At 54.0% G+C, this 21288-nt stretch carries 22 protein-coding genes; 6 read left to right on the top strand and 16 right to left on the bottom strand.

Annotated features, from left to right (window positions below):
* Positions 1-36: 36 nt before the first annotated feature.
* Positions 37-1500, bottom strand: coding sequence for a xylulokinase (xylB, locus tag MUA00_RS11415; protein WP_271123166.1), 1464 nt, complete (start codon positions 1498-1500; stop codon positions 37-39).
* A gap of 10 nt (positions 1501-1510) precedes the next feature.
* Entirely contained in the window at positions 1511-2878 is a 1368-nt protein-coding gene (gene dalD, locus MUA00_RS11410; protein ID WP_271123165.1) for a D-arabinitol 4-dehydrogenase, read from the bottom strand.
* 214 nt (positions 2879-3092) lie between these two features.
* Between dalD and MUA00_RS11405 the strand changes: the two genes are divergently transcribed.
* A complete protein-coding gene (locus tag MUA00_RS11405) occupies positions 3093-4034 on the top strand; it encodes a sugar-binding transcriptional regulator (protein WP_271123164.1) in 942 nt (313 codons plus the stop codon).
* On the opposite strand, the gene MUA00_RS11400 is transcribed toward MUA00_RS11405, so the two are convergent.
* Positions 4031-5053, bottom strand: coding sequence for a LacI family DNA-binding transcriptional regulator (locus MUA00_RS11400; protein ID WP_271123163.1), 1023 nt, complete (start codon positions 5051-5053; stop codon positions 4031-4033). The genes MUA00_RS11405 and MUA00_RS11400 overlap by 4 nt on opposite strands.
* A gap of 120 nt (positions 5054-5173) precedes the next feature.
* Here MUA00_RS11400 and MUA00_RS11395 point away from each other — a divergent pair, with 120 nt between their 5' ends.
* Together MUA00_RS11395 and MUA00_RS11390 are read left to right on the top strand one after the other, a co-directional pair.
* The gene (locus tag MUA00_RS11395; RefSeq protein ID WP_271123162.1) at positions 5174-5923 is read left to right on the top strand and encodes an SDR family oxidoreductase; all 750 of its coding nucleotides are present in this window, start codon (positions 5174-5176) and stop codon (positions 5921-5923) included.
* A 23-nt stretch (positions 5924-5946) separates the two neighbouring features.
* On the top strand, positions 5947-7560 hold the full coding sequence (locus tag MUA00_RS11390) for an FGGY-family carbohydrate kinase (RefSeq protein ID WP_271123161.1): 1614 nt from the start codon (positions 5947-5949) through the stop codon (positions 7558-7560).
* A 212-nt stretch (positions 7561-7772) separates the two neighbouring features.
* Here the strand turns inward: MUA00_RS11390 and yfcD are convergent, their stop codons facing one another.
* From yfcD to yfcF, 3 genes are read right to left on the bottom strand one after another with little or no spacing between them, the layout of a single operon-like run.
* Positions 7773-8315, bottom strand: coding sequence for an NUDIX hydrolase YfcD (gene yfcD, locus MUA00_RS11385; RefSeq protein ID WP_271123160.1), 543 nt, complete (start codon positions 8313-8315; stop codon positions 7773-7775).
* A gap of 58 nt (positions 8316-8373) precedes the next feature.
* Positions 8374-8925, bottom strand: a complete 552-nt coding sequence (yfcE, locus tag MUA00_RS11380; RefSeq protein WP_271123159.1) for a phosphodiesterase — start codon at positions 8923-8925, stop codon at positions 8374-8376.
* 58 nt (positions 8926-8983) lie between these two features.
* On the bottom strand, positions 8984-9628 hold the full coding sequence (gene yfcF, locus MUA00_RS11375) for a glutathione transferase (RefSeq protein ID WP_271123369.1): 645 nt from the start codon (positions 9626-9628) through the stop codon (positions 8984-8986).
* A 152-nt stretch (positions 9629-9780) separates the two neighbouring features.
* On the opposite strand from yfcF, the gene yfcG reads away from it, so the two are divergent.
* The 3 genes from yfcG (at position 9781) to MUA00_RS11360 (ending at position 11765) form a co-directional block, all read left to right on the top strand.
* Positions 9781-10410, top strand: a complete 630-nt coding sequence (gene yfcG / locus MUA00_RS11370; RefSeq protein WP_271123158.1) for a GSH-dependent disulfide bond oxidoreductase — start codon at positions 9781-9783, stop codon at positions 10408-10410.
* A gap of 70 nt (positions 10411-10480) precedes the next feature.
* A complete protein-coding gene (gene folX, locus MUA00_RS11365; protein ID WP_271123157.1) occupies positions 10481-10849 on the top strand; it encodes a dihydroneopterin triphosphate 2'-epimerase in 369 nt (122 codons plus the stop codon).
* 22 nt (positions 10850-10871) lie between these two features.
* Positions 10872-11765, top strand: a complete 894-nt coding sequence (locus MUA00_RS11360) for a TIGR01777 family oxidoreductase (protein WP_271123156.1) — start codon at positions 10872-10874, stop codon at positions 11763-11765.
* Positions 11766-11860: 95 nt separating this feature from the next.
* Here the strand turns inward: MUA00_RS11360 and hisP are convergent, their stop codons facing one another.
* The 10 genes from hisP to folC form a co-directional block, all read right to left on the bottom strand.
* Positions 11861-12634, bottom strand: coding sequence for a histidine ABC transporter ATP-binding protein HisP (gene hisP, locus MUA00_RS11355; RefSeq protein ID WP_271123155.1), 774 nt, complete (start codon positions 12632-12634; stop codon positions 11861-11863).
* A 9-nt stretch (positions 12635-12643) separates the two neighbouring features.
* Positions 12644-13360, bottom strand: a complete 717-nt coding sequence (locus MUA00_RS11350) for an ABC transporter permease (RefSeq protein WP_271123154.1) — start codon at positions 13358-13360, stop codon at positions 12644-12646.
* Complete coding sequence (locus tag MUA00_RS11345) at positions 13357-14043, bottom strand: histidine ABC transporter permease HisQ (RefSeq protein ID WP_271123153.1); 687 nt, start codon at positions 14041-14043, stop codon at positions 13357-13359. Before MUA00_RS11345 ends, MUA00_RS11350 begins: the two co-directional genes overlap by 4 nt.
* 124 nt (positions 14044-14167) lie before the next feature.
* Positions 14168-14950 carry a histidine ABC transporter substrate-binding protein HisJ gene (hisJ, locus tag MUA00_RS11340; protein ID WP_271123152.1) on the bottom strand — a complete coding sequence of 261 codons (783 nt, stop codon included), beginning with the start codon at positions 14948-14950 and terminating at the stop codon, positions 14168-14170.
* A 288-nt stretch (positions 14951-15238) separates the two neighbouring features.
* Positions 15239-16015: a lysine/arginine/ornithine ABC transporter substrate-binding protein ArgT gene (gene argT, locus MUA00_RS11335; RefSeq protein WP_271123151.1), complete on the bottom strand. Its 777-nt coding sequence runs from the start codon at positions 16013-16015 to the stop codon at positions 15239-15241.
* Between the two features lie 280 nt (positions 16016-16295).
* Complete coding sequence (locus MUA00_RS11330; protein WP_271123150.1) at positions 16296-16865, bottom strand: UbiX family flavin prenyltransferase; 570 nt, start codon at positions 16863-16865, stop codon at positions 16296-16298.
* A gap of 171 nt (positions 16866-17036) precedes the next feature.
* The gene (gene purF, locus MUA00_RS11325; protein WP_271123149.1) at positions 17037-18554 is read right to left on the bottom strand and encodes an amidophosphoribosyltransferase; all 1518 of its coding nucleotides are present in this window, start codon (positions 18552-18554) and stop codon (positions 17037-17039) included.
* A gap of 37 nt (positions 18555-18591) precedes the next feature.
* Positions 18592-19077 carry a colicin V production protein gene (cvpA, locus tag MUA00_RS11320; RefSeq protein WP_271123148.1) on the bottom strand — a complete coding sequence of 162 codons (486 nt, stop codon included), beginning with the start codon at positions 19075-19077 and terminating at the stop codon, positions 18592-18594.
* A 164-nt stretch (positions 19078-19241) separates the two neighbouring features.
* Positions 19242-19973, bottom strand: coding sequence for a cell division protein DedD (gene dedD, locus MUA00_RS11315; RefSeq protein ID WP_271123147.1), 732 nt, complete (start codon positions 19971-19973; stop codon positions 19242-19244).
* Positions 19963-21231, bottom strand: a complete 1269-nt coding sequence (gene folC / locus MUA00_RS11310; RefSeq protein WP_271123146.1) for a bifunctional tetrahydrofolate synthase/dihydrofolate synthase — start codon at positions 21229-21231, stop codon at positions 19963-19965. Before folC ends, dedD begins: the two co-directional genes overlap by 11 nt.
* Positions 21232-21288 lie beyond the last annotated feature (57 nt).

The raw sequence follows: 21288 nt of genomic DNA, 5'->3' as shown, positions 1-21288 counted from the left end.
CCCCGGCCGTAGCCGGGAGTATTTTTATTATTAAAATCAGAAGGTTCTATAATTCAGATCGTTAAGATACAGGGCGTTAAACTGCGTATATCTCTCCATCAGACCTGCATGCTGCTCAGGACGGGCAAGCCATGTCTGGTAAATTTCCGGCTTTTTACAAACCGTTTCCGGAGATTTGCCTGCCGCCAGACATGCCAGTCGTGCAGCGCCCAGCGCGCCGCCGGTTTCACCGCCTTTGTGCGTGACGACCGGCATATTGAGAACATCCGCCAGAAGCTGCGCCCAAAGCGGACTGCGCGCGCCTCCGCCAACCAGCGAACATTGCTGGATAAGCGTGCCGCTTTCCTGCAGCACTTTGAGGCCATCGGCGAGACCAAAGCTGACGCCTTCAAGTACGGCATAACCCATGGTTGCGCGGTTGCTGGCATGAGTCAGGCCGTGGAACATGCCTTTGGCGTTGGGATCGTTATGAGGAGTACGCTCGCCGGACAGATAAGGCAGAAACATCGGCGCGTTTGCTTTTTCGCTGTCGCTTAGCTGCGCCACTTCTTCCAGCAGCACCGTTTCGGTTATCCCAACCAGGCGGCAGAACCATTGCAGGCAGCTTGCGGCGCTTAACATTACGCTCATCTGATGCCAGCGATCGGGCAAGACGTGGCAAAACGCGTGTACCGCAGAGGCCGGGGCCGGACGATACGCTTCATTCACCACAAACAACACGCCGGAGGTGCCGAGCGAAATAAAAGCGTCACCGGGATTAACCGCTCCCACGCCAATCGCGCTGACTGCGTTATCTCCCCCGCCGCCGGCCACCACGATTGAAGGATTGAGTCCCCATCTTTGGGCAATTTCCGGCGCAAGCGTGGCCGAAACTTCGCAGCCTTCGACCAGGCTCGGCATGTTGCGCCTTGAAAGCCCGCACTTAGCAAGCAGGCTGTCTGACCAGTCACGCCTGGCGACATCAAGCCATAGCGTGCCTGCGGAATCGGACATATCAGAGATTTTTTCCCCCGTCATCCTGTAACGCAGGTAATCCTTCGGCAGCAAAACCGTATCAATGCGTTTGAAGTTTTCTGGCTCATGCCTGCGAACCCACAGCAGCTTCGGCGCAGTGAATCCTGGCATGGCGAGGTTGCCGGCGACCGCATGCAGCTCCGGGGCAATCTCTTCCAGCTCCGCGCACTCTAATGCGCTGCGGGTGTCATTCCACAAAATAGCGGGGCGAATCACCTCTCCCTGCGCGTCGAGCAATACCGCGCCGTGCATTTGCCCGGAAAGGCCAATGGCTTTTATTGCCGACCAGTGCTGTCCGCATTTCTCTTTAAGCGTGGTCATCAGGTAGTCGGTGGCTTCCCACCAGGCCTGCGGGCTTTGCTCCGACCAGTGCGGATGGGGCCGCTGAATAGTCAGCGGCGCGCTATGGCTGGTCACAATGTCGCCGTTTTCGTCAATGACCAGCGCCTTAACTTCAGAAGTGCCGAGATCGATGCCTAAGTACATGATTTATTCCTCAGCGGATCAGCGAATAGACAGCCTGAATTTTTTCACGCAGCAGCGCTCGGAAATCATCCCGCTCCGCTAATTCGCCGAACAGCGCTTTATCGCTGGCGAAGCGCGCAATGGGGTCTTCGGCGTTGAACATGGCGTGTACCGCTTCCACATTCAGAATGCCGTCCTGATATTCATAAGGCAGTTGTCCTTTGTGCCACTGCTCCATAAAGACAAAGAACAGCGCAGGCAGCATGGCGGTCGCGTGCGGAATGGCGCCACGGTGATAACACTCGATCATCGTCGGGGTAATCATCGCCGGAATTTTGGAGAAGCCGTCCGCCGCCACGCGCTGGTTGGTGTCTTCAATGTACGGGTTGGTGAAACGCTTAAGGACCACATCACGGTATTTCGGCAGGTCGATACCGTTGTCCCCAAGGCTTGGGATCACATCTTCCGTGACATAGCGATCGGCAACGGCGTAAATGGCGTCGGTGAGCGTGCTTTCATGAATAAACTGCTTGCCCATCAGCGTTCCGGCCCAGGCGATGCAGCTATGGGAAGCGTTGAGAATGCGGATTTTCGCCTCTTCGTATGGGATAACAGATTCCACCATTTCTACGCCAACGGCCTCAAGGTCAGGACGCGCATCGCGGAAATTGTCCTCAACTACCCACTGAATAAAGGTTTCGCCCATCACCGGCGCTTTATCATCAACGCCGGTTTTCTCTTTAATGCGCGCAGGAAGGTCGGCCGCCGGACGTGGCGTGATGCGGTCGACCATCGTGTTCGGGCAGGTGGCGTTCGCTTTCAGCCAGTCGATAACGGCCTGCTTGCCTGTCAGCGTGAGAAACTCCACCAGGCCGTCATGGAAACGCTCGCCGTTATGACGAACGTTATCGCAGTTGAGCAGCGTTAACGGACCGGCATTGTTCGCCATACGTTGTTCAAGAATACGGGTAATGACGCCATAAATTGTTTTGTTGCCGCCCTGCAGGTCGCAGGCTAAATCAGCGTTGCTAACCTCCAGCTTATGGGCAGTATTCAGGTAATAACCCCCTTCCGTCACGGTAAAGGCGATCACTTTAGTTTCAGGCTTCGCGCCTTCCGCAATCAGCGGCTGCAGGTCGGCCTGCCAGGGGATCAATTTTTGGATGGAGGTAATTTCTTCATATGCGCGCTCCCCTTCCGGGCTGACCGTTTCCAGCACATAGCGCCCTTTTTGCGCGGTAAGGGCGGCGACGACATGTTCCGCATCATTACGGATATTACCGGCAGCGATATGCCAGCGAGTATCGCCTTCAGCAATCAAACGGTGCAGATACCAGGCCTGATGCGCGCGGTGAAACGATCCCAGACCAATATGTAACCAGGTACTTTGCGTAGTCATAACGTTGCTCTCCATTTAAGTTTGTGATGAAGAATGTAATAGAACAATTAACTAATTTAAGAGCTTTACGTCACAAAAGAGCAAATGACCCAATAAATTACAAATGACCAGAGACAAAGAAAATAGAGTTGCCTGCACCGTCTGCACACGCCAAAATGCAGAGGTTTATAAAAGAATTAACCCTGCCGTTTAACGTCTTAAGGTGCTGAAAAAATTGATAACTGAAGAAGACATACGGTTAGATCAGAAAGTTCGCGCCGCGTGGATGTACTACATCGCCGGGCAAAACCAGAGCGAAATAGCCACGCAGCTCGGCACTTCACGCCCGGTTGTGCAGCGGCTGATTGCCGCAGCGAAAGAAGAAGGCATTGTTTCTATTGGGCTCAACCACCCGGTCGCCAGTTGCCTGAACTACGCGCAGATGCTCAAAGAGAAGTATGACCTCACTGAATGCAACGTCGTGCCGGCCTTTACCAGCGATATGACGCTCGACAGCGTCTCCTTCGGTTGCTATCAGCTTATGGAAAAATACCTGCGCGCCGACAACGACAAAATTATCGGCATCGGCTCCGGGTTAACGTTGAAAAAGACCATCAGACGCATCGATTTCGACAGCCCTAACGCGCGCTGCGTCGCCTTAATCAGCGCTATGGACGCGGAAGGCAAATGCAATTACTACGACGATGTTCCCCTGCTGCTGGCGAGTAAAATTCAGGCTAATTACTATCAGTGGCCCGCGCCGCGCTATGCGCAAACGTCCCTTGAACATCAGATGTGGTGTTCAAACCGCTTATTCAACAATGTGTTAAATGTCGCGCATAATGCTGACGTTATTTTTGTCGGTATCGGCGCGCTTTCGCAGGAAAGCCCGATTTTCAAGGATGGGTTTATCACGCTCGAACAGCTTGAAACCCTGACGTTGCAAGGCGCAATCGGTGAAGTCCTTGGCCGTTTTATCGACGCGAACGGCGAGGTGGTGGAAAGCGATATCAACAATCTGATCACCAGCTATGATATCCGCCGCAGCCAGTGCCCGCGAATCGCTGCGGCCTGCGGAGAAGACAAACGTGCCGCCATATTTGCAGCACTTAAGGGCAAATGGATTAGCGGTCTGGTCACCGATGAGCACACCGCCCGCTGGCTGTTAACCCGCTAAAGCGGCGATCCGCTGGTAAGGGTGGGCGAAATTTCAATGCACTGAATTTTATTGTCGCCAGAATCAATAATAGAAAACGCCGCCTCAAGCATAGCCGGGACGTCCTGCCTGACCATATCGATATCATGCCCCAGCAGTGGAACAAAGGGGTCCCAGTCAAAGCAGCCCATCGGCGGCTGCTTTGTGCCGGTTTGCCCTTTCGCGGCCAGCCACTGAACGACGCCTTCCAGTGAAATGGTGGAGTTAACAAACAGGCCGTAAACGCCATCCGCAGGCGGCGCAAAGTCGCAAAGCGCGGCCTGCACGTGTTTTGGTGAGTAGCCTTCAATAAAAATATTTTTTGCCGCAACCAGCAGCCCCATTTCTTGATGGGCATCGCGGAATCCCCGTAAACGTTCGCGGGTGTTGTGGTCATTGCGTCGGCCGCCGACAAAAGTTAAAGAGACTTTTTGCCCGAAACGCTTTTGCGCATTAAGCAAAATACGCTCGGTAAGCGCCTTCGCTCCGGCATAGTTATCTGAAATTACCGACGGCGCCAGCGTCCCCGGCAGATCCAGGTTTAGCGTATGGACACCGGCCTGCGAGCACAGCTCGGAGATTTCATCAGGCCGCGTCGCACCGGTCGCAATCACCCACTCCACCTGCCAGGAAAGCATGGTGCGCACCGCTTCGAGCTCCAGCTCCGGGTCGCGACGGGTACAGGTAATGATGGGGAAAAGGCCGCGCTCTCGTGCCATTTCTTCAAATTTTTCAACGATTGAACCGAAATAGCGGTTGTCGTATTTCGGCACAATCATGCCGATAACGCGTGATTTCTTTTTCCGCAGCAGGCTGGCCTGCCGGTTAACGGCATACCCCTGCTCCTGCGCCACCTGAGTAACTTTTTCCGCCAGTTTTGCGCTGATTCGGCGCTTTTTCCAGTTGCCGTTAAGGATAGCGCTGACCGCGCTCGCTGAAACTCCCGTCAGCTCCGCCAAATCGTAAATGGTAATTTTCTTCGTTTTCCTGGCGCGTATCACAAATTTTTCTCTCCGTTTTTTATCCTGCTTGCCGCAAATTTCATCTGGTGCTACATCTGCTCTATCGATTGAGCAAAAATTATGGCACAACAAATTCTGAACACCTGAAAGGATTATAAAATGAAAAACGACTTACCCTCTATCAATAGCTCTCTTAGCGGCAAAGTAGCAGCCATCACCGGCGCCGCTTCCGGTATTGGACTTGAATGCGCCAGAACCCTGCTGGCGGCTGGCGCTAAAGTCGTACTTATCGACCGTGACGGCGAAAAGCTTGAGAAACTGACGGCGGAAATGGGTGAAAACGCCTTTGCGCTGGTTGTGGATCTTATGCAGCCGCAGCAGGTCGATAACATCCTTACCGGCATTCTGGAACGTGCCGGGCGGCTGGATATCTTCCACGCCAATGCCGGCGCGTACATTGGCGGCCCAATCGCAGAAGGCGATCCGGATGTCTGGGACCGCGTGCTGAATCTGAATATCAATGCCGCATTCCGTAGCGTGCGTGCGGTTCTGCCTCACCTTATCGCCCAGAAATCAGGCGATATTATCTTCACCAGCTCCATTGCAGGCGTTGTGCCGGTCATCTGGGAGCCAATTTATACCGCGTCAAAATTTGCCGTGCAGGCCTTTGTTCACTCTACCCGCCGCCAGGTTGCGCAGTATGGCGTGCGCGTGGGCGCGGTATTGCCAGGCCCGGTGGTAACCGCCCTGCTGGACGACTGGCCGAAAGAAAAAATGGAAGAAGCGCTGGCAAACGGCAGCCTGATGCAGCCGATTGAAGTCGCGGAATCCGTACTCTTTATGGTCACCCGCAATAAAAACGTAACCGTTCGCGATCTGGTCATACTGCCGAACAGCGTCGATCTCTAATCCCGGGGAAACTGGTTACGAAGATGAAAAATGAAACCAAAAATACCCTCATCGGCGTGGACGTCGGTTCGGGCAGCGTACGCGCCGGAATTTTCGATCTTTCAGGGCATTTGCTTGCCCACGCCACGCGTCCGATTACGCTCAAACGCTATGCGGGAAATAGAGTTGAGCAGTCCAGCAACGAAATCTGGCAGGCGGTATGTCAAAGCATTCGTGAAGCCGTAGACGCAGCGGGCGTATCACCCGCAAGCGTAAGCGGCGTCGGTTTTGATGCAACTTGCTCTCTTGTGGTGCTGGGGCGAGACGGCGAACCGCTTGCGGTGGGGGACGCCTGCGATCCGGAACGCAATATCATCGTCTGGATGGATCACCGCGCCACCGAACAGGCCGAGCGTATTAACGACACTGGCCATTCCGTGCTGCAATATGTCGGCGGTAAAATTTCGCCGGAAATGGAAACGCCGAAAATCCTCTGGCTGAAGGAGAACCGCCGGAAAGTCTATGACAACGCCTGGCAATTTTTCGACCTGGCGGATTTCCTCACCTGGCGCGCAACGGGGGATCTGGCCCGCTCAACCTGCACGGTAACCTGTAAATGGACCTATCTTGCCCATGAGAAACGCTGGGATGCGGACTATTTCCGTACCATTGGGCTTGATGAGCTGGCGGACGAGGAATTTGCGCGTATCGGCCAGCGTATCGTGGAGCCTGGAACGCCTTGCGGCCAGGGGCTTAGCGCTGCTGCGGCCGATGAAATGGGGCTGCCGGCAGGAACGCCGGTCGCCATCGGTATGATTGACGCCCACGCAGGCGGCATCGGCACGGCGGGCGTTGATAATGGCGCGCTGCACAACCTTGCGTGGGTATTTGGCACCTCCGCCTGCACCATGACCTCCACGGAAAATCCCGTTTATATTCCCGGCGTGTGGGGCCCGTATTATTCAGCGATGGTGCCGGGCATGTGGCTAAGCGAAGGCGGCCAGAGCGCTGCCGGAGCGGCTATCGATCAGCTTGTCGCCTTCCATCCCGCCGCCGCCGAAGCAAGCGTACAGGCGCGGGCGCTCAACGTTCCGCTACCGGTTTATCTGGCGGATCTGGCGCTGGCAAGGCTCACCGATCCTTCCAAAGCCATCGAACTGGCTCGCGGTCTGCATGTCGTGCCTGAATTTTTAGGTAACCGCGCGCCCTTCGCCGATCCCCACGCGCGGGCGGCCATCGCCGGTTTAGGGATGGAGAGGGATTTGGATAACCTGGTCGCCCTGTACGTCGCCGGATTATGCGGTATCGGCTACGGGCTGCGGCAGATCGTTGATGCGCAACGTCAGCAGGGCGTTAAGACGGATAAAATCGTCATCAGTGGCGGTGCGGGTCAACACCCGCTGGTTCGCCAGTTGCTGGCCGACGCCTGCGATCTGCCGATCCTCGCCACCAAATGCAGCGAACCGGTGCTGTTAGGCTCGGCTATTCTGGGGGCCGTCGCCGGGAAGGTGACTTCATCCGTAAGTGAAGCCATGAAGCAGATGACGAAGCTCGACAGGCAGTTTGAACCTCAGGATGCTTATCGCCAGACGCACCAGACGCGTTATGAGAACTATAAGCTCTTACAACAGACCGTTAAAACATTCCGGGATTGCTAAAACCAGGCGGACGAAAGTCCGCCTCAGACCGTTGACAACGTCCTGATGAGCAAAAGTTACTTTTACTTATTGTTTTAAAAACAAAGGATTCTGTCTTCTGGTTTACCCCAAACATCCGAAAACCACGCTTTTCGGATGTTTGTCATCAATCTCTGGCGGACGAAAGTCCGCCTTTTTACATCACCAAAGCGAGGATGCCCTGGTCAATAAACTTACTCCGCCGTCGCCGACTGCTTCTCATTCTTGGCGTTGCGCGTCATCCACAGCGCCAGCGCTTTCAAAGAGTCTGGAGTGAACTCATCGCAGCGGGCGGTAATTTCTTCCGGCGACATCCAGCTCACTTCGCTGACCTCTTCTTCCTGAAGCGCAAACGGCCCGTGCGAGACGCAGCTAAACAAGCCGCCCCATACACGACAGTGCTCATCTTCAAAATAGAACTGGCCATGCTCGGCAAAGGGAACTCCGGCAATTCCCAACTCCTCCTCCGCCTCGCGGCGCGCAGAATCGAGAAGCTGTTCGTCTGACTGGACAACGCCGCCTGCGGTAGCATCAAGCATGCCCGGCAGGAAGTCTTTCGTCTCAGTGCGGCGCTGCACCAGAATTTTACCCATGCCGTCATGAACAACTATATAGGTAGCACGATGGCGTAAGCGCTGCGCGCGCATTTGCTCACGGCTGGCTTGTGCTATCACTTCATTGTCTTCGTTAACAATGTCTACCCATTCCGTGCCAGTAAAATGACTCTGTTCCACCATCGGGAAACCTTCTCTTTAGGGCGCTCTTACGGCGCGTTATGGTTTTACAAGCGGTAAGTTACGGGGTAATGTCGACCTGTGCAATAACCCCATCATTATTCAGCGCGTGAACGCTCAGAACGCCGTCATTCAACATGCCGTAGCTCGCTGCAAATCCCCCTTTCGGCATGCTTACCGAACCGGGGTTGAAGAAGTAGAGCCCGTCACGGTTTTCAGCCATCGGAAGATGAGTATGACCGAAAATCAGCACGTCGTGTGGTGCCAAAGGTGGCAATTTATCAGGGTTAAAAAGATGTCCGTGGGTGACAAATAAACGCAGGCCCGGTAACAGGATTTGGGCAAACGGCGCGGTGATGGGAAAACGCAGCAGCATCTGATCGACTTCGCTGTCGCAATTGCCGCGCACGGCAATAATTTTATCCGCCGCGCCGTTAAGCCTGTCTGCTACCGCTGCCGGATCGTATCCCTCAGGTAACGCATTTCGCGGCCCGTGATTAAGCAAGTCGCCAACCAGAACGAGCCCCTGCGCGCCGCTTTGCGCAAAAATCGCCAATACTCTCTCGGTCGCTGGCAATGAACCGTGAATATCCGAGGCAAACATCAGCTTCATAAATCCACATCCCTTTTAATGGTAAGTGGCTTAATGATAGCGAACAAAGCCGTACGAATCAGCCCGCTCGTTTTGCTGAACGGGCAATAAAACCCTGCACGGAAGCGCGTTGCCACTGAAATGCCGCGTATTCCTGCAGGCGCTCGGGCATGTCGTCGCCGTTAAGAATCAGACGATTCAGCATCAGGGCAAGATCCGTATCGGCGATACACCATTCACCGAACAGATTTTGCTGGCCGGCTGGCAATACAGCTTCAACCGTTGAGATAAGTTTTTCGACCGCGCTCAGGCCCGCTTCGCTAAGGGCTGGCTTTTTCGCGCTGCCAAAAACGACATCCGTCGGGCGCTCTTCGCGAATCGGCATCAGATCGCTGCGCAGCCAGGCCTGAATCTGGCGGGCGCGGGCGCGCTTTTCGATATCGACAGGATAGATTCTTTCCCATACCGGCGGCGCAAAGCGCTCTTCGAGATATTCAGCGATTGCTGAAGACTCGCTGAGAACAAAATCATCTACCGCAAGCACCGGCACGCGGCGCGTGAGATCGTAGCCTTTCCAGCCAGGCTGCAAATTTTCTCCGGCGACGAGATCGACTGTTTGCAAGGTGAAGTTAAGGCCTTTCTCTTTCAGGGCAACGTAGACCGAAAGTACGTAGGGGCTGAAATAGTTTGCATCGGACCAAAGTGTTATCGCAGGCTGGCTCATTATTATCCTCGTCATAATTGCTTCCGACTTCTGAAAATATAGCGAAAAACCGCCGCTGTCACTTGAGCAAACCTCAACATTGGCCGCCCCTCTCACGCCACAAAGCCTATACTGCAAAAGTTTGCCGAAACTGATATTACAGGAGTTTGACCATGATCGATCTCTTCTACGCACCAACGCCAAACGGCCACAAAATCACGCTGTTTCTGGAAGAAGCGGGGCTGGATTACAACATTCATCGCATCGATATTGGCAAAGGGGACCAGTTCAGGCCTGACTTCCTCGCCATTTCCCCAAACAATAAAATCCCGGCGATAGTCGACCATCTGCCCGCCGACGGGAGCGGCCCTTTAAGCATCTTTGAATCTGGCGCCATTCTGCTTTATCTGGCAGAGAAAACCAGTTTGCTGCTGAGTAAAGACCTTCGCGAACGCGCCCACACGCTCCAGTGGCTCTTCTGGCAAGTTGGCGGATTTGGGCCGATGCTGGGGCAGAATCATCACTTCAATCATTTTGCTCCACAAACGGTTCCGTATGCCATTGAGCGCTATCAGGTGGAAACCCAGCGTTTGTACGGCGTGCTTAATAAGCAGCTTGAGAAAACGCCGTGGCTGGGCGGACAGGACTACAGCATTGCTGATATCGCCACTTACCCCTGGGCGGTTTCCCACGAGCGCCAGCGCATCGATCTGGCGAACTATCCTGCGGTAAAAAACTGGTTTGAACGCATTCGTTCGCGTCCAGCCACGGAGCGAGCTTACCAACAGGCGGAAAACGTCTAAGCCTGCGTGTCAAAATCTTCCCGCCGTGGTGTATTCTGTGGCGGGAAGCAACACACGGAGGAAACCTGCAATGTCATCCCCTCAGCCAGACGCTATTATTCGAATTAAAAATCTCCGCCTGCGCACGTTTATCGGCATTAAAGAAGAAGAGATCGCCAACCGTCAGGATATTGTCGTTAACGTGACTCTTCACTATCCGGCGGACAAAGCGCGCGCCAGCGAAGACATCAACGATGCCCTGAACTACCGCACCATCACCAAGAACATCATCCAGTTAGTGGAGAATAATCGCTTCTCTTTGCTGGAAAAATTAACTCAGGATGTGCTCGATATCGCATGCGACCATCCTTGGGTGTCTTATGCTGAAGTGGAGATAGATAAACTTCACGCGCTGCGTTATGCCGACTCGGTGTCAATGACCATGAGCTGGCGAAGGTAGGCGCACTCGACAGGAGACGCGCATGCAGATATTGATTACCGGCGGTAGCGGGCTTATTGGCGGCCATCTGGTGCCGCGATTGCTGGAAACAGGGCACGACGTTACCGTGGTCACAAGAGATCCGGACAAAGCTCGAACCCGGCTCGATCCTCGCGTCACACTGTGGAAAGGGCTTAACGACCACGCCACGCTTGACGGCTTTGACGCCGTCATCAACCTCGCGGGCGAACCCATCGCGGATAAACGCTGGACGGAGGCGCAGAAACAGCGCCTGTGCCAGAGCCGCTGGCAGATTACTGACCGCCTGGTGGAGATGTTTAAAGCCAGCCAGACGCCGCCTTCCGTGCTGATCTCCGGCTCTGCCGCAGGTTACTACGGCGATCTGGGTGAAGTTGTCGTCACGGAAGATGAACCGCCGCACAATGAATTTACCCATAAGCTGTGCGCGCGCTGGGAGCAAATCGCCTGCGGCGCGCAAAGCGAAAACACGCGCGTTTGCCTGCTGCGAACCGGCGTTGTGCTGGCGCCAAAAGGCGGCATTCTGGCTAAACTGCTGCCCATTTTTCGTTTAGGGCTTGGCGGGCCAATGGGCAATGGCCGTCAGTATCTCGCCTGGATCCACGTCGATGATATGGTTAACGGCATTCTTTGGCTGCTGAACAACGATCTGCGCGGTCCGTTCAATATGGTTTCGCCCTACCCCGTACGCAATGAACAGTTTTCCCATGCCCTGGGCCACGTATTGAATCGCCCGGCCTTTATGCGAGCCCCTGCCACGGCCGTGAAGCTGATGATGGGAGAATCTGCGGTTCTGGTGCTGGGCGGGCAGCGCGCGCTGCCAAAGCGTCTTGAAGAGTCCGGATTTGGCTTCCGGTATTTCGATCTGGAAGAGGCGCTTGCGGATGTGGTGCGCTGATTTAATAAGGCGGATGGCACAGGCTTATCCGCCCTACGATTTTATCGCTCCATGGGTTGTAGGGGGGATAAGCGCAAGCGCCATCCACCTGCTTTTTATTTCAAAGACCCCGATAAAAACTGCTGCAACCGCGCGCTCTTAGGATTGCCGAACAGCTCATCCGGCGCGCCCTCTTCCTCAATGCGCCCCTGATGCAGGAAAATCACATGACTTGAAACATGGCGGGCAAAGTCCATTTCGTGCGTCACGACGACCATGGTTTTCCCTTCTTCGGCAAGTTTCTGCATGATGCGCAGCACTTCGCCCACAAGCTCCGGGTCCAGCGCAGAGGTTGGCTCATCGAACAGCAGCACTTCCGGTTCCATCGCAAGCGCCCGCGCGATTGAGACACGTTGCTGCTGGCCGCCGGAAAGATGCACCGGGTATTTCGCCTGCTGGCGCTCATCAATTCCTACTTTCGCCAGATATTTAATCGCACGCTCTTTTGCTTCGGGCTTGCTCAGCCCCAGCACCTGGATTGGCGCCTCCATGACGTTTTCCAGCACCGTCATATGGCTCCACAGATTGAAGTGCTGGAACACCATGGTCAGGCGGGTGCGCAGCAGGCGCAGTTGGTTTTTATCCGCAACTTTCAACTGCCCGTCTTTATCGCGCACCAGGTTGATGTTCTGATTGCTCACCACAATCGTGCCTTCGCTCGGTTTTTCGAGGAAGTTTATGCAGCGCAGAAATGTACTTTTCCCCGAACCGGATGAGCCGATGATACTAATAACATCGCCAGCGTTAGCCTGCAGAGAAACCCCTTTGAGCACTTCATGTTCGCCGTAGCGTTTGTGCAAATCAGTAACGTTTAATTTATTTTCAGCCATGGAAATCACTCAGTGCGAAGAACTGGGTTTAACATGCTGCATAAAGCGTTTTTCCGCTCTGCGGAACAGGCTTATCAGCACGTAAGAAATAATCAGGTACAACACCGCAGCGATACCGAACGCGGTAAACGGCTGATAGGTTGCGGAGTTAATATCGCGGGCGATTTTCAGCAGATCCGGCACGGTGGCGGTAAATGCAAGCGCGGTGGAGTGCAGCATTAAAATCACCTCATTGCTGTATGCCGGCAGCGCGATACGCAACGCCGATGGCAAAATGATGCAGCGGTACATTTTAACGCGTGAGAAACCGTATGCCCGCGCGGCTTCAATTTCACCGTGCGGAACCGAGCGAATGGCGCCGGCAAAAATCTCAGTCGTGTAGGCGCAGGTATTGAGGGTTAGCGCCAGCACGGTACAGTTCAGCCCGCTGCGGAAGAACTCGTTTAGCAGCACGGTGCCCTTCACCACTTCCAGCGTATACATCCCGGAGTAAAACACCAGCAGTTGCACATACAGCGGCGTACCGCGGAAAACATAGGTAAACAACCAGATGGGAAAAGCGATGAATTTATTGCTGGAAACGCGCCCGATAGCGAGGAATAGCGCCAGAATCCCGCCCATCACCACTGATGAAATCAGCAGCCACAGCGTGATAGCCACGCCGGTGAAGCGATAACCGTCCGTCCATAACAGGGATTTCCAGTATTCCTGAATAATCTCGATCATAACTCGGCCCTCTTCACGCCCACAGAATAGCGGCGCTCAAGCCAGAGCAGCACACCGTTGGAAACGGTGGTAAACACCAGATAAATAATCCCGGCGACGATGGCAAAATAGAACGGTTGCCAGGTGGTTTTCCCGGCCAGTTGCGTCGCTTTCACCACGTCTTCCAGACCTAATAATGAAACCAGCGCTGTGGCTTTCAAAATGACCTGCCAGTTATTGCCGATCCCCGGCAAGGCGTAGCGCATCATGGCCGGAAACAGGATACGGCGGAAAGTTTGTGAGCCGGTAAAGCCGAAGGCGGTGGCCGCTTCGATATGCCCTCTTGGCACAGCGAGAAAAGCGCCACGGAAGGTTTCGGTAAAATAAGCGCCGTAGATAAAGCCAAGCGTAATAATACCGGCCACCATCGGGTCGATATCAAACTGCGCCATGCCTAAGGCATCGGTAATGCTGTTGAACAGCATTTGCAGGCCATAGAAAATCAGCAGCATCAGCACCAAATCCGGCACGCCACGAATAAGCGTGGTGTAGCCTTCAAACAGCAGCGCCAGCGGGCGATTTTTCGATAATTTGGCGCCCGCACCGGCAAGACCAATCACTACGGAGAGGATAACGGAGCTTAACGCCAGTTCCAGCGTGACGAGCGCCCCTTTAAATATCACTTCAGAAAAGCCATACAACATGCTGCGTATCCTGTCGTCAGTGTCTGCACAAATTCAGCTAAGCGTAGAGCGGGTGAGTAACGCTCACCCGCCGCAACTTTATCAATGGTGGATGGCGTCTGCGTTTATCCACCCTACGACACTGTTAACCACCGTAGACATCAAAATCGAAGTACTTCTTCGCAAGCTGCTCGTAAGTGCCGTCTTTGCGCATTTCGGCAAAGGCTTTGTTTAGCGCTTCACGCAGTTCGTTATCTTCTTTACGCAGGCCCATACCGGTGCCCACGCCAAACAGCTTGTCGTCTTTAATGGACGGACCGCCAAACTGATAATCTTTGCCGATTGGCTGCTTGAGGAAGCCTTCGCTGGCCGCGACTTCATCCTGGAATGCTGCATCAATACGGCCTGCGGTCAGGTCAGCGTAGATGGAGTCCTGGCCCTGATAGGAGACAATTTCAATACCTTTCGGCGCCCAGTGAACGTTGCCGTAGGTTTCCTGCGTGGTGCCCTGCAGCACGCCCACACGTTTACCTTTCAGCGATTCCAGCGTTGGCTGGATTGGGGAACCTTTGGCTACCACCAGACGGGAGTCGGCCGCGTAAAGCTTGTCGGTAAAGGCGATTTCCTGCTGGCGTTTTTCAGTAATTGAAAGCGACGACATAATAACGTCGATTTTTTTCGCTTTCAGAGAAGGAATCAGCGCATCAAGAGGGTTCTCAACGAAGGTACAGTTGGTTTCGATGCGTTTGCAGAGTTCTTTAGCCAAATCGATATCAAAACCGACTAATTCACCCTGAGCGTTTTTCGATTCAAACGGGGCATAAGTCGGATCGGTACCGATACGGACATTTTTCGGAATGGCGGCGAATGCTGTGGAAACGCTGGAGAATGCCAGCACCAGAGAAAGGGACAACACCAACTTTTTCATAATTATCCTCAATAGACTGTCTTTTTAGCGCTAATGCCGTTTTTATGGCTAATTAATAAGAGATAAAAGTGCAGGTTTTATGCCATTTTTGCGCGGTTGATGCCAGCGTGAATTCCACAATCAGAAAAAACAAATGACCCAAAACAGTGCATGAGGCGCGCCATAATGATGCATCGTTACCAATTTGCACCACTGATGTGCAGATAAATCGTAAGCCTCCACAACTGCATTTTTATCCAGCCCGGTTAAGAATATATTCAAAACCGGGCCACAGACTACGGGAAAAACTTATTCACCGTAAACATTAAAGTCGAAGTACTTTTTCGCAAATTTGTCATAGGTGCCGTCTTTACGCATTTCAGCAAGCGCTTTGTCGAAGGCTGCTTTTAACTCGGCGTCGTCTTTACGTAAACCGATGCCGGTGCCGTCGCCGAAGTACTGTTTGTTTTTCACGGAAGGCCCGGCAAAGGCAAATTCTTTACCCGCAGGCTGTTTCAGGAAACCTTCACTGGCGGCGGTTTCGTCCTGGAATGCAGCATCCAGACGGCCCGCAGACAGGTCAGAATAAATCAGGTACTGGTTTGCGTAAGCCACAACGTCGATGCCTTTTGGACGCCACTCGGCGTTAGCAAACGCTTCCTGAGTAGACCCCTGCAATACGCCAACGTGTTTACCTTTCAGCGACTCAAGAGTGGGCTGAATTGGCGAGCCTTTGCTGGCAATCAGACGCGAGTCGGCCGCGTAGAGTTTGTCGGAGAAAGCAATTTCCTGCTGACGCTTTTCAGTGATGGACAATGAGGAGATGATCGCGTCGATTTTCTTCGCTTTCAGAGAAGGGATCAGCGCGTCAAAGTCGCTACCTACCCACGTACATTTGGTATTAATGCGTTTGCAAAGCTCATTACCTAGATCGATATCAAAACCGACAAAATCCCCTTTCGCATCTTTGGAAGAGAAAGGCGCATAGGTGGCGTCCGTACCAATACGAACGTTCTGCGGAATTGCTGCGTAGACGCTACTGGTAAGACCGAGCAGCAAAGACAGAGCGAGAACCTGCTTCTTCATACATAACCCTCAAGTTGTCTCTTATTATGTGTAATGTTGTGTGGTGCCAACGAGGAGTTGCAGTTCTCATGCCACTTTTCCCTGCGTAAAAGAAAGTGCGTGGTTTTATGTTAATAAAACGTTGCAACTCTGTCGTCTGGTTGAAAGATAGCAGGTCTGGCGAAGGGGCAAAGCGTTTACCGAGTAAAATGCGGACTAAATTTCTCAAAAGCGATCGGGGTTACAAAATCGCCCCAAATTGATGCAGGTGATTTTGTGACGCATCGCGCTGGCGCATCTTTTATGCACCCTGCCAGCGCGTGAATAAATCGTGAGGCAGGTCAACGTCGAACTGATCCAGCACGCGATTGACCGTCTGATCGATGATATCTTCCAGGGTTTGCGGGCGATGATAAAACGCGGGCACCGGCGGCATAATCACGGCGCCCAGCTCAGCCGCCTGCGTCATCAGACGCAAATGGCCAAGGTGCAGCGGGGTTTCACGCACGCAAAGCACCAGCGGACGGCGCTCTTTAAGCACGACGTCTGCGGCTCGCGTCAACAGGCCGTCTGTATAGCTGTGAACAATACCTGAAAGCGTTTTAATTGAGCAGGGCAATACAACCATGCCATGGGTCTTAAACGAGCCTGAGGAGATGTTCGCGGCGATATCACGGGCGTCATGAACCACATCGGCAAGAGCCTGTACGTCGCGCAGGGATAAATCGGTTTCTAAAGTAAGGGTCTGGCGGGCGGCATTACTCATAATGAGATGGGTTTCCACCTCCGGCACTTGTTGCAGAACCTTAAGCAGACGCACACCATAAATCGCGCCGCTGGCACCTGAAATTCCAACAATTAACCGTTTCATAAAAGCTTGCCCAAAGAGTTTGTTTGGGCTGACTTTGCCGCAAGATGAGGCTGGATGCAACCGGAAGGCGTTTTTACAAATTCGCAGGGCGGATAAGCAAAGCGCCATCCGCCGTTAACGCAAATCCGAAGGTGGACGGCCCTTCTTTATCCACCCTGCGAATAATGAACTTTAACCTTCGTTATGCATCTCTAAGTTTTCCACTTCGTTCTGACGCAGCAGCGCTTTGGAGTCGTCATTACGCAGGGATTCGAGATATTCGAGGTACTTGTGATCAACATCTTTAGTGACGTACACGCCGTTAAACACGGAGCACTCAAACTGGGTGATGTCCGGATTTTCAACGCGTACCGCTTCAATCAAATCGTCCAGATCCTGGAAGATTAACCCGTCCGCGCCGATGATCTGACGAATTTCATCCACTTCACGACCGTGAGCGATAAGTTCGTTAGCGCTTGGCATATCGATGCCGTACACGTTCGGGAAACGGATTTCCGGGGCGGCAGAAGCCAGGTAAACCTTCTTCGCGCCCGCTTCACGTGCCATCTCGATAATCTGTTCGGAAGTCGTACCGCGCACGATGGAGTCATCCACCAGCAACACGTTCTTACCGCGGAACTCAGCGCGGTTGGCGTTGAGTTTACGACGCACTGACTTACGGCGTAGCTGCTGGCCCGGCATGATAAACGTGCGGCCGACATAGCGGTTTTTCACGAAGCCCTGGCGGTATGGCTTATCAAGAATGCGGGCGATTTCCAGCGCGATATCGCAGGAAGTTTCCGGAATCGGGATCACCACGTCGATGTCCAGGTCTTCCCATTCGCGCGCAATTTTCTCGCCGAGCTTTTTACCCATTTCAACGCGGGCGCTGTAAACGGAGATTTTGTCGATAAAGGAGTCCGGACGCGCAAAGTAGACATACTCGAACAGGCACGGGTTGCTGGTCGGGTTGTCTGCGCACTGGCGGGTGAATAGCTGCCCTTTCTCGGTAACGTACACCGCTTCACCCGGCGCGATATCGCGCAGGAATTCGAAGCCAAGGGTATCAAGCGCCACGCTTTCGGAGGCCACCATGTATTCGGTGCGCCCGTCGCCCAGCTCACGTTTGCCCATGACGAGTGGACGGATGCCGTTAGGATCGCGGAACGCGACCATGCCGTGGCCGATAATCATCGCCACGCAGGCGTAAGCGCCGCGGATCTGGCGGTTAGTGGCGGCAATAGCGGCAAAGATGTTGTCTGCTTCCAGCGGATAATTGCGGAAGTTGTCCAGCTCGCTGGCAAAGATATTGAGCAGGATTTCAGAATCTGAAGTGGTGTTAATGTGGCGGCGTTTCTCTTCGAACAGCTTTTTGCGCAGTTCGTGAGCGTTGGTCAGGTTGCCGTTGTGCGCAAGCGTAATACCATAGGGGGAGTTAACATAGAAAGGCTGCGCTTCGGAGGCGCTGGAGCTGCCAGCGGTTGGATAGCGGACATGGCCAATCCCCATGTTGCCCTGCATACGCTGCATGTGGCGGGCTTCGAATACATCACTCACCAGGCCGTTCGCTTTACGCAGACGGAAGCAATTTAAAGCATCAATGGTGACGATGCCTGCGGCATCCTGCCCACGGTGCTGAAGCACCGTTAACGCGTCATAAATCGACTGGTTTACCGGCATAAAACCGGCGATACCGACAATACCGCACATGTTGTCTTTTCCTCATTAAGCCACAACCCCGATACGATTAGCGGGGCAAGAAACTTGACGAGCTTTGCAGATAGTCAAAGAACCATCTGATGATGAAACTGAATTGCGGGATAAGCTGCGACTTTTGCCAGTCTTCGCTCTTTGAGAAACCGGTGAATGTATCAAGAAAGAACAGAATGGCGGCGACGATCAGCGCACCTCGTAGTGCTCCGAAACAGATCCCCAACACCCTGTCTGTACCCGACAGGCCGGTTTTCTCCACCAGCGCGCCAATCACATAATTGACAATCGCACCGACGATGAGTGTCGCGATAAACAGTATCGCGATAGCAATCCCATTACGTACCAGTTCGTCTTCAAAGCCTGTGAACCAGACTGCCAGGTAAGTGTAGTAATGACTGGCGACAAAGAAAGCGCATCCCCAGGTCACCAGCGATAAAGCTTCGCGGACAAAGCCGCGAATCACACTAACCAGAGCCGAAAAGCCGATAACAGCAATAATGGCGTAATCTATCCAGACCATGACCAAATCTCGCGATAAATCGCCCTGACGTCCAGTTCGGGGCGCATTCTAACAGAAAAAGAAAACGTTTGCGTAGGGATTTCCTTCCCCCGCGTAAATAAATAATGGCGCTGAATTAATACTCAACGCCATTAAAATTTTGCCCTTTCGAGCCGGGTATTTACCTACCGAACGGTGTAATTCATCACCACGCCGTTAAGCCCGGAAATCGAACTTAGTTCACCCAAAGACGATTTCAGTTTGTCTTTTGAAGCGTCCGGCCCTACCAGAATGCGGGTCACTTTTCCCTGCACCGGCGTGGATGGCGAGGTGTAAACCCGGAACCCAGCGCCGCGCAGTTTACCAACAATTTCATTCACTTTGTCGGCATTTTTTAATGCCCCCAACTGCACGACATAAGCTTTGCCGGTCGGGGCTGCCTGCTCGTCCTGCTTCGCTGGTTTATCGACTTTCGGCGGCTGCTCGTTGCCCATTGCCAGCCGCTCTTCGGTTTGATCCGCCGCAGGTTTGGTTTGCGGTTTTTCCACCGGTTTCGGTTTAGGCTTTTGGGCAACAGGCTTAGGCTGCGGCGGTTTTTCAGGCGTGATGGGCACTTCGTCGATATCCGCGCCGTTTTCTCCAGGAAGCGTTGCCGAATCTAACCCCGGCGCAAAGGCGTTATTACCGGCCTGCACCTCCGCGGCCGCCCCTTCCGGCGGCTGAGAAGGCAAAGCCTGAGTTGCCGCAGGCAGCATGTCAGGCTCGTCCGTATCCCCGGGTTTTGGCACCAATGGGATCGCCGCAAACTCATCCTGATAATGTTTTTTCTGGCCATCAAGCAGACCGGGCAGCACGATAACGCCCAGCGCGACCAGAATAATGGTCCCGACTAATCGGTTTTGAAACTTACTCGCCACCTGTTCTCCCCGCGTCCAGCGCTTCCATTACGTGGGCTACCGTGTGGAACGAGCCACACACCAGCACAGTATCATTTTCCGTAGCTGCAGCCATTGCCGCATGCCAGGCCTGAGCCACGCTGTCATGGACTTCTCCAGACCCAAGATGCTCAACCAACTGTTCCGCCGTGGCACCGCGTGGCCCTTCCAGTGGAGCACAATACCAGCTATCGACCTGCGCCGACAAACAGGCCAGCGTGCCCGCAATATCTTTATCGTGCAACATGCCGATTACCGCCAGCACGCGTCCCCGTTTTGACAGCGCGGCGAGCCTGTCGGCAAGGTAAGCCGCAGCATGGGGATTATGCGCCACATCCAGAATAACGCGCGGAGCTTCAGAGATAATCTGGAAGCGTCCGGGTAACGTGGCGCTGGCGATACCTTCACGAATTGCTGCTTCGCTGACGTCCAGCTCGCTTGCGCGCAGCGCGGCAAGCGCGGTGGCGGCGTTCGGCTGCGGCACTAACGGAAGCGCAAGCCCGGCAAGCTCGCCCTGCCCGTCTTTGAAGCTCCAGCTATTCGCTTCAACGTGATAAGACCAGTCCACGTCGCGACGCAGCAACTGCGCGCCCTTTTCAGAAGCGACATCGGCAATGGAATGCGGCATATCCGGTTCGCCAACGATAGCGGGTTTTGCGCCACGGAAGACGCCCGCTTTTTCACGGCCGATGCTTTCGCGGTCTGGCCCCAGCCAGTCAGTGTGATCCAGCGCGATGCTGGTCACCACGGCGACATCAGCGTCTACGATATTCGTTGCGTCCAGACGCCCGCCCAGCCCGACTTCAAGGATAACCACATCAACATTCAACTGCCTGAACAACAGCAGCGCGGAAAGCGTGCTGTATTCAAAATAGGTAAGCGTCGTTTCGCCACGCGCGGCTTCAATCTGCGCAAACGCCGCCGTGTGATAAGCCTCGTCCAGCTCTTCGTTCTGAATGCGCACGCGCTCGGTGTAGCGCACCAGATGCGGAGAACTGTAAACGCCCACGCTGTAGCCCGCGGCAATTAACGCCATTTCCAGAGTACGGCAGGTGGTGCCTTTGCCGTTGGTTCCGGCGACGGTAAAGACCGTTGGCGCAGGTTTGAGCACATTAAGCGTCGCTGCCACTTTTTTAACGCGGTCGAGGCCAAGTTCAATAGCCTGAGAGTGGAGATTTTCCAGATAACAAAGCCACGTGGCCAGGGGCGACGTGGCTTGAGGGATGAGGTGTTTTTCCATGATACCCGTTCTGTCTGCGGTTCAATACGGTTCAAGAAAAAAGGCAGTTCCGCGAAC

Origin of the sequence: Dryocola boscaweniae, assembly GCF_025215095.1 — a bacterium.
Lineage (GTDB): Bacteria > Pseudomonadota > Gammaproteobacteria > Enterobacterales > Enterobacteriaceae > Dryocola > Dryocola boscaweniae.
This window is presented reverse-complemented; position numbering and strand designations above follow the sequence as displayed.

What these genes read in the sequence shown, in the direction of transcription:
- yfcD (WP_271123160.1), bottom strand. Translation starts at nt 8,315, where the DNA reads ATGGTGGAACAGAGTCATTTTACTGGCACGGAATGGGTAGACATTGTT.
- folX (WP_271123157.1), top strand. Translation starts at nt 10,481, where the DNA reads ATGTCATCCCCTCAGCCAGACGCTATTATTCGAATTAAAAATCTCCGC.
- dalD (WP_271123165.1), bottom strand. Translation starts at nt 2,878, where the DNA reads ATGACTACGCAAAGTACCTGGTTACATATTGGTCTGGGATCGTTTCAC.
- xylB (WP_271123166.1), bottom strand. Translation starts at nt 1,500, where the DNA reads ATGTACTTAGGCATCGATCTCGGCACTTCTGAAGTTAAGGCGCTGGTC.
- cvpA (WP_271123148.1), bottom strand. Translation starts at nt 19,077, where the DNA reads ATGGTCTGGATAGATTACGCCATTATTGCTGTTATCGGCTTTTCGGCT.
- MUA00_RS11345 (WP_271123153.1), bottom strand. Translation starts at nt 14,043, where the DNA reads ATGTTGTATGGCTTTTCTGAAGTGATATTTAAAGGGGCGCTCGTCACG.
- yfcE (WP_271123159.1), bottom strand. Translation starts at nt 8,925, where the DNA reads ATGAAGCTGATGTTTGCCTCGGATATTCACGGTTCATTGCCAGCGACC.
- MUA00_RS11390 (WP_271123161.1), top strand. Translation starts at nt 5,947, where the DNA reads ATGAAAAATGAAACCAAAAATACCCTCATCGGCGTGGACGTCGGTTCG.
- MUA00_RS11395 (WP_271123162.1), top strand. Translation starts at nt 5,174, where the DNA reads ATGAAAAACGACTTACCCTCTATCAATAGCTCTCTTAGCGGCAAAGTA.
- MUA00_RS11360 (WP_271123156.1), top strand. Translation starts at nt 10,872, where the DNA reads ATGCAGATATTGATTACCGGCGGTAGCGGGCTTATTGGCGGCCATCTG.
- argT (WP_271123151.1), bottom strand. Translation starts at nt 16,015, where the DNA reads ATGAAGAAGCAGGTTCTCGCTCTGTCTTTGCTGCTCGGTCTTACCAGT.
- purF (WP_271123149.1), bottom strand. Translation starts at nt 18,554, where the DNA reads ATGTGCGGTATTGTCGGTATCGCCGGTTTTATGCCGGTAAACCAGTCG.
- yfcG (WP_271123158.1), top strand. Translation starts at nt 9,781, where the DNA reads ATGATCGATCTCTTCTACGCACCAACGCCAAACGGCCACAAAATCACG.
- hisP (WP_271123155.1), bottom strand. Translation starts at nt 12,634, where the DNA reads ATGGCTGAAAATAAATTAAACGTTACTGATTTGCACAAACGCTACGGC.
- yfcF (WP_271123369.1), bottom strand. Translation starts at nt 9,628, where the DNA reads ATGAGCCAGCCTGCGATAACACTTTGGTCCGATGCAAACTATTTCAGC.
- folC (WP_271123146.1), bottom strand. Translation starts at nt 21,231, where the DNA reads ATGGAAAAACACCTCATCCCTCAAGCCACGTCGCCCCTGGCCACGTGG.
- hisJ (WP_271123152.1), bottom strand. Translation starts at nt 14,950, where the DNA reads ATGAAAAAGTTGGTGTTGTCCCTTTCTCTGGTGCTGGCATTCTCCAGC.
- MUA00_RS11350 (WP_271123154.1), bottom strand. Translation starts at nt 13,360, where the DNA reads ATGATCGAGATTATTCAGGAATACTGGAAATCCCTGTTATGGACGGAC.
- MUA00_RS11330 (WP_271123150.1), bottom strand. Translation starts at nt 16,865, where the DNA reads ATGAAACGGTTAATTGTTGGAATTTCAGGTGCCAGCGGCGCGATTTAT.